Here is a 10373-nt window from a genome sequence, read left to right on the forward strand (position 1 = left end):
TCGCGTCGTCTCAGTAAAGCCTACGAACGACTGACTCGCATCGACGAAGCTTGGATTTACATCGCCATGACTCGCATCATGGTGAATCGTTTGGCTTGACGCGATAATTTCCAAACAGCTTCTTAGGTAATTCGCAAGCACGAGAGTTACCTCTTTCAGGTGTGATGAAAAGCAGCCCTTTCTATCTCACCAGTAACCCTCAGCTTTTTCAAGCCTGAATGTCAGGTTAAGCCTGAACTGATACCTAAAAATCTGAACTCGTCACGGTTTATTGTAGATGTAAAGAAACTGCTAACCTCTCTGGATTGCGGCTTTCGGGACATTTTTGAATCTCATCGTAGCGTCAAGTGGAGGCTATGGTCTGGTACACCTGTCCTGCGCTTAAACTCAAACAGGATGAATTTTTCAATGCCGACAATAACTACCCGAAATCCTCTCACTATACGCTCAGTTAGAGTATTGATCAGAAAATCCCGTACGATTGCAATTTTTCTTGACATTTGTCTATTCAACTTTATAATTACTTCCGTATAGATGGTATATAGATGGTATATAGATGATATGCAGTATGAAGGAGATGATAATGACGAATGTATATGAAATACATCCGAAAGTTCCAAAGGCCAGCGAGACCGAGAAAATCACGATTAATCTCGGATGCGTCGACCTTGGACAAATTGATTTGCTGGTGCAGGAAGGCTTTTACTCCAACCGGACCGATCTGATTCGCACTGCGATCCGGAACCAATTAACTGCCCATGCTGACGTGGTTCGTCAGACCATTGCTCGCAAGAGCCTGGTGCTTGGACTCCAGCATTATTCACGCGCCGATCTGGAGGCGCTACAGGAGACGAATCAGAAATTGCAGATCCAGGTTTTGGGCCTGGCCACCATAGACGCCGATGTGTCGCCGGAACTGGCGCTTGCCACAATAGACTCGCTGGTGGTGCTCGGAGCGCTGCATGCCACCCCTGCTGTCAAAAGTGCCCTTGCCGGGCGCATCCGCTAACCCTAACTCGGGAGAGACTCAATGAAGTTCAATAAAAAAGTATTTACAGCAATGCGCACCGCCGCTTCCAAGCTGCAAAAAGACAACGCTGGCACCGCGACTGAAAAAATTCAGCAGATGATGCACAGCTTGATGCCAGCAGCACTGGCCGGCAATGTTTCCGGGCCGCTCACAATGCCCGGCATCAATTCGGCGGCAAAGGTGAAAGCCGATAATACGGGCGCGGCCAACGGATTTGTGCCGGACTTGCTAGCCAGGCTGAGCCATCCTGGGCCGGTAGATGGTCTGCCATTCGAGTTGCCGGCCTTCACGCCGAAAAGTGATGCGCAAGAGGACGACCGTGCGCTTGCTCCGGGAAAATTTCTGGCCGACTCTTATACTAACCAGGCCGGCACCCGCGCTTACAAGCTGTATGTTCCGACGGCGTATCACGGTCAGGCACTTCCGCTGGTAGTCATGCTGCACGGCTGTACGCAGAGTCCGGATGATTTTGCGGCCGGCACCCGATGGAATGCAATTGCCGAAGAAAAACCTTGCCTGGTGCTCTATCCGGCACAGGCACAATCAGCGAACGGATCGAAATGCTGGAACTGGTTCAACGCCATAGATCAGCAGCGGGGCCAAGGTGAGCCATCCATCCTGGCCGGAATGACCCAGGAGATCATCACAAACTATCACGCTGATGCGGCCCAGGTCTATGTTGCCGGCCTGTCTGCTGGCGGAGCAATGGCTGTTATTTTGGGTACCACTTATCCCGAGCTTTACGCCGCAGTCGGCATTCACTCCGGCTTGCCCTATGCAGCGGCCCATGATCTGCCCTCGGCCTTTGCAGCTATGAAGGGCACTGCATCCCCGCCCGTAGACAAGCGTCTTAAAGCAATTCCGATCATCGTGTTCCATGGCGACCGCGACAGTACAGTGCATCCGATCAATGGTGATCATATCCTGAGCCAATCCATCTCACCGCATGCTGAAGTGCAGATAAGCAAAGGGCAAATCGTGGCAGGTCATGGTTATACGCAAAGGGTGTACGGAGGGGCTGACGGCAAGGTGATGGCCGAGCATTGGCTGGTGCACGGAGCAGGTCACGCTTGGTCAGGCGGGAGCAGTCGTGGCAGTTATACCGACGGCAAGGGGCCAGATGCTTCGCAGGAAATGATGCGTTTTTTTGCGACCCAGTCGAAGCCGACGAATTAAATGTGAAAGCCTGCCTGTCGTTTTTCGAAAGCCGGTGGCAGATCGAACGGCGGGCAGTCGCTATTAGCGAAAGCTTTTATGAGCATTCCTGTTTCCAAAGGGCTGGCAATTATACGCGACCGCTAATTTCTGGCAGTCCTAGGCCGGACTGCTCCTTTCTCTAACCTCCCAGCAAGGGATGCCACATCCTGCTCGTAATAACTCGACGTGATAAAAGGAAAGCCTGCATTTTCGCTACGCTAAAGCTTCAGGGACACACCTGCCCTATCGCGTCTGGAAACTACTCGATTCCCGCCCGCATGCAACATCGAACTGAAGCAATAATTCAACAAAAATTCAACTCGGCTTCTCTTTTGAACCCAATCGACGCTATCAAGCCAAGCCAGCTATAGGCAAAGGAAGTAAATAAAGCTGTGCCGACGCCTTGGCCATTAAAAGGGCAAACTGTAGCGGCAAAGGTCCATATCCTGGCTGTGCCAATCCTGTAAAGAAGAAATTTTTCAAATAATTTAGCCAAATTCTCAAATAGTTTGACGGCCCGGTTCCGTTATAATATCTATAATTAAACCACAGGCCGCATTTATATTATTTCCAGCCAACCTATCCGGCTTTTGCCGTTGAACTCGATATTAATATTTTATTTACAATGACTTATAAAAAATAATAAAGTTTTTAAAATTTAGTGTTAAAGAATGCAATAAAGAAAACTTAACTTGAATATTCATTGTTGGCGTTACCCAAAGCTCTGCAAAGTGGCGATTGCGCGTTTTCAATATTTGCCAGAGGGCAGTTTCTCCTATTGAATCTTTATTTACTTACGCACAGGAGCATTTAATCCAGTGTTTCTTATTGATGGATGTAACCAAATTTAAGGAATAATCTTTAGGGTCATACCCATGCCCGGCCATATCGCCAAAGCCAGGCTGTGCAGGATTAACATACAATAATACCGGGATTATCTAATAAGCACCCTTATAATCAGGGCCTTTAACATTTTTCCAAACTCGAAACCTTGTGAAAAGCATGCAGGAACAGACGCACGATGACTGTCGAACTCTTGATTAACTTTGCGGTGCAGCTTGTTGGAACCGGAGCTGCATTCTTTCTCGCCTATCGGTCATTCCAAAAACGCCGGATCCAGTTAGGCGCCGAACCGACGCTGCCCCAATATTTTATCCGCAGAAGCACCTATTGGCTGGGGATCGTATCGTACTGCACGTTTATGGCAGCACTTTACTGGTTAATTACCTGGCGGTGGCTGCCTCTGGAACCGCTGGTGACGCTCATCGTGAAACACCTTCGCGCCGGGGAACTGGTAAATCTTCTCAATGGCCTGGACAGAAGCACGATCATACCGTTGATGGTCGCCGGGCTGTTTCTTTTTTTTATCGCCTGGGAAAGCAAGTTCAACCCTTTGCTTATTTTGCGGGACAGCATCCATGACGCCTTTGCAATTCCAACCAAGGCGGTAGAGGTCTATAATGCTTTAATCGCATCGAGACTGTCGGCAGTCGATGATGGCTTAAAAGAGCAAATCGCCAATCGACTGCTGGTGCCGAGCATCGATCCCGGTGATTTCGAAAAATACAACACCACGGTCGAGTATAAATGGGCTCATAATTGTCTGCTTTTTGACCAGATCCAAAGCTACGCCAATCAATCGTCCTTTCGTCGTTTTTTCAACGAACCGTCTCTGAAATGGGGAGAAATCTGTATCTCCTATAATGCGATGTCAGAAAAAGTCGCCATCTGGAAGGAAGCGGAGCCGCACTATACCAAGACGGTCAACCTGATAAAGGAGCTGGACCACCTCACCGGCCTGCTCTGTCGCCTGCTCGCCTCGCTGGTCGTATTCGGGAGCGCAAGCGAGAATGCTGTTTGGGCAACCGTCAAGCGGCTCGGCGGCAATGTCCGCGAAGCCCGCCTGAAACACACCTACAAATATGTTCTGCTATTCACGGCGGCCACTGCCGTCGGAGTCATGCTGGGCCGAGAGATTTCAGTCTTTCTGCACAATGCCTTCCTGTTTCCCGACCAGCCCCTGGGGCACTTTAATTACACGACGCTCCGGTGGGTCGCCTATGCCATTGCTATATATGTCCTTCCGATAACGCTCGTCTTTATTTCAAGAACGCTCGCCTTCAGGCGCCAGCGGCAGCAATCCGATCGCTACTATGGATTCTATATGGCCATGATGGTAATGGGGTTCGTTGTCAGCACCACGGTATCGGCGCTTGTTCTCGAGTTGACTTTTTACCGCAGGGATTCTTTCAATTTTCTGGACAGCTTCATACAACATATGCGCTGGGGAATCCTGCCCGCACTCATATGCGGTTTTGTAGCCTATCGAATGGACACGCCTGTAAGCGAATCGGAAGCGCGAGGCAAGCTCATCATAGCCGCTGCCTTGCGTTTTCTTGGCTGGGGATCGATCGCCGTCATTATCATGCTGTATGCTACTGACGATTTGACCATCGAGGAGCCGAACCTCCGTTACACCTTGGTCGGCACGGCTTTCTTCCTGGTCGGTCTGTTGGCCGCGGCTGCCAGTTTCAAAGCGACGAGGTCAGATAATTAGCTGCTCCATCTCGCGCGATTATATTGCAAACATGAGAATTATACTTTGACTCAGGGCCAGAAGCACTGGAAGTGACCTTAAGCCGGGGGATATCCCAGGCGTTTGCTTGAGTTTTTTTAGCCACCGGGCCCAAGCATCCAGAATCTTAAAAAGCAAAGACTTTATATTTTTAAATTCTCCTAAAAGCAAGCCACCGGAAAGGTGGAAAATCACTCGGATAAAATTATATCGGCGAAGGGGTTATTTGAAGAGAATCGAGTTGATTTTTTTCGCCTCACCGCCTTTAAAGAGGTCACCGTAGCAGATCTTTCCCGGCGCTTGTATGCTTGCTACAGACACCATGCCTTCGCAAAGCTATGAAAGCTTTAAGCCAGATTACCATACCAGTGTTCTTAATCCGTTATCTGGATGAGCTGGAATTGCGGCAAGCAATTGAAAAATTATTTAACAAAGTCTAACTTGCCGACACGTTCACCCGTGCCGTGGGCCTTACCTACTTTTATGCAAAATAAGCCTTTATTCAACAGTTTAATCAAACCGCATTGGGTTTAATATTTCCACCTGAAAACCCAGAGCGTCTGCTGCCGTCGCAATCCCGCTGCCTTCCTTGGTGCGAGTGGAGGAGGCGCAGACCCCTTCTCCATCCTGGGCTTTATCCCAAACGGAGGTTACCTTACTTATTGCTCAGGCAGTTTATTTCCATTGACTTTTAAATTAAGAAGCCTAATTTATCGAGTTAAAAAACGGCTCATGGAATTCAAGGTCGAGAATTATCTTATCAAATGAGTAGGAAAACTTATTGATAAAGATAAAAATTACCCACGCCCTTGTTTTCACCTATTCTGAGTCACGAACCCGGTAGCAGGCTGTTTGTCCATAATGCGGATTCATTGCAGCTAATTCGGATCGAAGAATCTGGATATTTTCAAGTAGTTCGGGCTGGAAAAACGGAGGTTTGCCTGTCTTATGGATTATGTTTTCAGACCGCAAACTTATCCGGGAAGCCGGGTTAAAGTCATTCAAACATAATACGGGTTAAAGGTGGAAATAACACACACCATTCAAAAAGGGCGCCCGGTTGCCAAACGGCTATCAGGCTATGCCCCGGCAGGATGTTAATGGCATCGGTTTTTTCACACGCCGTTGTCGCCATGGCGCTAGGTAAAGGATTTAAAATAGAAAAAACCGGCAGGCGGATTTTCTTGCTGGGGAGCTTTTGTGCCATTGTTCCCGATCTGGATGTAATCGGTTTTTACTGGGGCATTCAGTACGGTGATCTATGGGGTCATCGGGGAGTGACACATTCGCTATTTTTTGCTATCATGCTCGCCCTGATTTTGACCTTAGTATTTTATCTTCGGAGCCCGCCATCCATTATGTATCGCGCCTTTCTGTATTTGTTTGCCTGTGGCTCTTCACACGGTTTTCTGGATGCGATGACAAACGGCGGCCTTGGCGTTGCTTTTTTCTCTCCCTTCAATACCAGCCGGTATTTTCTTGAGTTTCGTCCCATCGCCGTATCGCCCATCGGTGTGAGTCAGTTTTTTACCGAGCGTGGAGCGCAGGTGTTAGTCAGTGAGTTGAAATGGATTTGGCTGCCTTCCCTTATTCTAGTTGCAGCACTTGAGTTGCTTGAAGGTCTCCGAGCAATCAAGCACCAGGGATAACAAATTATCCCGGCCGGCGCTTCGCCCTTTTAAACTCAATCTGTTAACTTTCCTGCACTCCCCATAAAGCCGATTTCCTGATGACTACTATGAGGCCCTTTCTGCCCTATTGGAAAGCAGCAAACTGAACAACAATCAAGTTCTGTGGTCTGCTAAACAAATGCCAGCATGAATTGAACAGTATCTATTTAGCAAAAGCATATGAAACCGCTGATTCCTAATATCTATAGCCGCATTCCCGAGGATTTACCGGGAGAAATGGTTGAGTGCCTGTTGAAACGCGATCATATTAGTATTGAGCGTATTATTTCCAAAGGCCATATTACAACCCCGGGACAGTGGTATGATCAAGCCTGGGATGAATGGGTCATGGTGCTTCAGGGTCGGGCCACGCTACAGTATGAAAACGATAAGCACTCAATCACATTAACTGCGGGCGATTATTGGCTGATTCCCGCTCATGCCCGGCACCGGGTTGCATGGACTCAGCCTGATATCGCCACCTTATGGCTTGTTATCCATTTAAACAAGCCAACAGAAAGTATATTTGGCACTTTGCCTGCCTGAATTCCATGCCGCATTTAAATCCAGTTGGAAGCTGATAGACAAGCTCCCCGTCATATAGCTGATTACCGGTTAAACAAACTCTGGCGCAGGCCTAATAATTATTCTTGCGATAAATCAAAAGATCACTGAAATTAAACACTTATGGAAGAACTATTTACCAATTGGCTGAAGGAGTACGGTTACATTATCCTGTTCCTGTGGAGCATAATGGAAGGCGAAATGGGCCTGGTTATGGCGGGAACTCTGGTTCATACCGGATCGATGCAGTATCTCATAGCAGTTTTTGTAGGCGGCCTGGGCGGTTTTACCGGCGATCAAATCTATTTCTATATCGGCCGCTTGAATAAAGGCTTTATTCAGCGCAAGTTGAAAAGCCAGCGGCGCAAGTTTGCGATTGCGCATTTGCTATTAAAAAAATACGGCTGGCCCATTATTTTTATGCAGCGCTATATGTATGGACTGCGCACTATTATTCCGATGTCGATCGGCATTACCAAATATTCAGCAAAACGGTTTGCATTGATCAACCTGCTTAGCGCATGGGTATGGGCAATGGTTACCATTACTCCTGCTTATTTCTTTGGAGAAGAAATATTAAACTTATTAGTCTATGTCAAAGAGCACTGGTATTTTGCGCTGCCTATTGCAGCGATCTTTCTGTATGGCATCTATATCTATTTACACAAACTGGAGCAGCATTTATTACAAAAACGCAGCCAGCGCTGGCAAGGCCGACGTTAACAGTGTGATCCCAAGCCATAGCAGGACCATTCAGGGGCGGCTAAGGATGAGCTCCCTGACCACTAGTCTCCCTATGAGATAAATGAGAATGCTGAACTGGTGTTTCCCAAGATTACCTCAACCAATTGAGGACGCTGCAAATGAAGAAGCGTTATATGGGACGGCTTAACATCAAAGACCGTGAAGGGTGGGAAGATAGGGCAAACCGAAGGCGTAAGGCGGCGTACCGGGGCCGGCATGACCAGAATGTCTTGCGGGCCGATGAAGGCAAACCGGCTTGCCAGCTGATTGATCGGCAGCTTGCCGAACGGGTAGAGGCCGAATAAGATGGTGGTTTCTGGTTGGCAAGGGGTTACAGGCGGCGCTTGAGCGAGGTCAACGCTCGCACATGCTTGACGTTGAAGGTAAAGCTGCTGGGCCTGAACCGTCTTCGGGAGCCGGCATCGATGAAAGCCCGGTGCATTGTCAATGTGTACGGCATTAGGACCAGAAGAAAACCCGCAGTCAAGACGTATCATCCTCGTGATAAACCAAGCCTTAATACGCATGCCGGCGCCTCACGTACCCAGCCTTGCCGCCGCCGTGGCGCGTGCGTGACCGGTTAAGCTAAAATTCGTTTACACTCTCAAGCATAGCGCGGGCTGTTGTCGCCGCTAGGCAATCACAGGTTCTTTTCCCTGGCTGAATTGACTCAGGGGCTTCAACACCGACTCGTCAAACTCAATCAGCGGCCCTTAAAGAAACGGCCGGGTTCGCGTCTCGAACACTTCCGGCATCTGGAAAATCGTCGGAATGCCTATCGATTGCCCTAGCATGATAAATGCTTCGCCCCTCGATAAACTCAAGACCTTAAAATTCTATGGCATGAGCCAAGGCTTATACGATCAGGCACCGCTCTTAATCGATAAGAAATAACAGATTGTTTCGATCGTGGTCTTAAATCCCCTTGCTACAGGTTTATTGGTTGGGAATACGGGAAGTAGTCATGGCTCCCACTCAATCTTATCGCCCTGAACTGCCACTGTAGCCAATGTCACCCTGGGCACTTCAACATTAGCTTATGAATTTTGCCTGCTGGCGTGGCCGCGCCGGGGCTACCAACAGCACTCTCCGACGGATTGAGTGGCAAAGCCTACTTCGCCATAGCGAGCAGTTAATTTTTAAAGAAAAGCAATAAGGAAACAGGCCGTTAGGGATGAAGCCCGAGATGCCGACGAAGGCTGTCCCTCGCCCCATTCGCGTCAGAAAAGCACCGAAGCTTCACTTTTTGCAAGCGCTCTCCGGCTTTAGGCCGAGGCCTGAAAGCAGCAAGGCGATTTGATCAAATAACTCCGCTTAAACAGAAATCGACGCCTTGATTGATTCATGGGCTTGATAATCCCTGATCTCAAAGTCTTCATAGCGATAATCAAAAATAGACTTCGGTCTGCGTTTTATTATCAATGTTGGTAACGGATAAGGCTTACGGCTTAATTGTAATTTAGCCTGCTCCCGGTGATTCAGGTAACAATGCACATCGCCGCCCGTCCAGATAAGATCGCCTACCTCCAGCTCACTTTGCTGAGCCGCCATATGCGTCAATAAGGCATAACTGGCTATGTTGAAAGGCACGCCCAAAAACATATCGCAACTGCGCTGATAGAGCAGGCAGGACAGCTTGCCATCCGCGACATAAAACTGAAACAAGGCATGGCAGGGCGCCAAGGCCATTTTGCCTTGCGCGACATTCTGCTGCGGGCTAATGCTTTCATCCGGTAAATCAGCGACATTCCAGGCCGAAACAATAAGGCGGCGGCTATTGGGTGTTTTTTTCAGCTGTTCAATTAGCTGCTGAATCTGATCAATATGTCGGCCATCGGGCGTCGGCCATGAACGCCATTGATAGCCATATACCGGGCCTAGCTCACCTCGTTCATCGGCCCACTCATTCCATATACTGACATTATGCTCATGCAGATAAGCCAGCTTGGTATCGCCTTTTAAAAACCACAGCAATTCATAAATAATGGATTTTAAATGAATCTTCTTGGTGGTAACGAGCGGAAAACCTTCCGCTAAAGGAAAGCGCATTTGATGCCCAAAAATGGACAATGTGCCGCTGCCGGTTCTATCGCCTTTCAAGCTGCCTTCGGTGAGGATTTTGTCGAGTAATTCTAAATATTGCTTCATGCAGGTTTTTCATGACTATTAAGTTATTAAAAATAGTTCCACCTTCTTTTAAGCATACTTTTAGCACAAAAGGAACAGCCTGTTCAATTTTGCCAACTAGGCATGTTCATGTAGATAATGAGATGATCATCTATTTGGCGATAACTTTTAAGCTATTTCGCCCTACCATGCAAGCATCTCAAGGCGATTGAAGAATCTGTTTATCAGCGCCAACATCAACCGCCTCCGAAGGCGGACCCGTTTCACGAGCAGTCGGGCGCCTGGCTTGAGAGCGAAGTCCATTCATCAATATTGACACTAACGCTGGAACCTTAGCCGATCATGCGTGAGTCGCTGGCGCTCAATCAATTGAGAGAGATGGGTTTTTCGCAGATTAGCCTTTGCCACAGAATGGAAGTCAATGCTTTGCTCACGGCTATCAAACCTGCTCAATAATGGGCCTACT

At 48.3% G+C, this 10373-nt stretch carries 8 protein-coding genes; 7 read left to right on the forward strand and 1 reads right to left on the reverse strand.

Going from position 1 to position 10373, the window contains the following annotated elements; translation table 11 throughout:
* Positions 1–577: 577 nt before the first annotated feature.
* The 7 genes from HUX64_RS17855 to HUX64_RS17885 all read left to right on the forward strand — a co-directional run bounded on the left by HUX64_RS17855 (position 578) and on the right by HUX64_RS17885 (position 8085).
* Positions 578–1009 carry a CopG family transcriptional regulator gene (locus HUX64_RS17855; RefSeq protein WP_174627552.1) on the forward strand — a complete coding sequence of 144 codons (432 nt, stop codon included), beginning with the start codon at positions 578–580 and terminating at the stop codon, positions 1007–1009.
* A gap of 21 nt (positions 1010–1030) precedes the next feature.
* Positions 1031–2206, forward strand: coding sequence for an extracellular catalytic domain type 1 short-chain-length polyhydroxyalkanoate depolymerase (locus HUX64_RS17860; protein ID WP_174627553.1), 1176 nt, complete (start codon positions 1031–1033; stop codon positions 2204–2206).
* A gap of 1042 nt (positions 2207–3248) precedes the next feature.
* The gene (locus tag HUX64_RS17865; RefSeq protein ID WP_174627554.1) at positions 3249–4784 is read left to right on the forward strand and encodes a hypothetical protein; all 1536 of its coding nucleotides are present in this window, start codon (positions 3249–3251) and stop codon (positions 4782–4784) included.
* Between the two features lie 1118 nt (positions 4785–5902).
* Complete coding sequence (locus HUX64_RS17870; protein WP_174627555.1) at positions 5903–6451, forward strand: metal-dependent hydrolase; 549 nt, start codon at positions 5903–5905, stop codon at positions 6449–6451.
* 201 nt (positions 6452–6652) lie between these two features.
* Positions 6653–7018: a cupin domain-containing protein gene (locus tag HUX64_RS17875; protein ID WP_174627556.1), complete on the forward strand. Its 366-nt coding sequence runs from the start codon at positions 6653–6655 to the stop codon at positions 7016–7018.
* Between the two features lie 141 nt (positions 7019–7159).
* Complete coding sequence (locus HUX64_RS17880) at positions 7160–7759, forward strand: DedA family protein (protein WP_174627557.1); 600 nt, start codon at positions 7160–7162, stop codon at positions 7757–7759.
* Between the two features lie 140 nt (positions 7760–7899).
* On the forward strand, positions 7900–8085 hold the full coding sequence (locus tag HUX64_RS17885) for a hypothetical protein (protein WP_174627558.1): 186 nt from the start codon (positions 7900–7902) through the stop codon (positions 8083–8085).
* A 1009-nt stretch (positions 8086–9094) separates the two neighbouring features.
* Here HUX64_RS17885 and thyA read toward each other — a convergent pair.
* Positions 9095–9928, reverse strand: a complete 834-nt coding sequence (thyA, locus tag HUX64_RS17890; protein ID WP_174627559.1) for a thymidylate synthase — start codon at positions 9926–9928, stop codon at positions 9095–9097.
* Between the last annotated feature and the right edge of the window lie 445 nt (positions 9929–10373).

Origin of the sequence: Candidatus Methylobacter favarea (assembly GCF_902806695.1) — a bacterium.
Taxonomy (GTDB): Bacteria; Pseudomonadota; Gammaproteobacteria; order Methylococcales; family Methylomonadaceae; genus Methylobacter_B; species Methylobacter_B favarea.